The organism is Agrobacterium sp. 10T429, assembly GCF_056393925.1.
This window is the reverse complement of sequence record NZ_JBFTGV010000082.1, coordinates 1-387: the sequence shown is the minus strand read 5'-3', so window position 1 is coordinate 387 and position 387 is coordinate 1. Positions and strand designations below refer to the sequence as shown.

The 387-nt window shown below is 74.7% G+C and carries 1 pseudogene; it reads left to right on the top strand.

Features of this window, described 5'->3' with window-relative positions:
• A pseudogene (locus AC1DCP_RS26630) lies at positions 1-387 on the top strand (hypothetical protein); the annotation flags it as partial.

Below are 387 nucleotides of genomic sequence, written 5' to 3'. Positions count from 1 at the left end.
CGCCTGGAGGAATCCACGGCCAGCTATCGCATGGCCGAGGCCGCCGCCAAGGAACTCGAGGCGGACACGAGCTACAGCAGCCGCAAGAAGGAAGATGCGCGTCCGCGCCAGGAAGCCGCAGTCAAGGGCATTACGCCCGACGCGCCGGCCCCGGTGTCGGTGCCCCGCCCCGAGCGCGCTCCGCGCCCGGAAGCCGCTGCGGCAAGGCCGGTACCGGCCACGCAGCCCGTGGCAGCCGGCGGTTTCATCGCCTGGCTGAAGGGTCTGTTCGGCGCACGTCCGGCCGCCGCCCCGGTGGCCGAGCCGGCCAAGCCGGCCGCTGACGCCCAGGCACGCGGCGACGGTCGTCGCGAACGCGGCCAGCGTGGCGAAGGTCGCGGCGAAGGC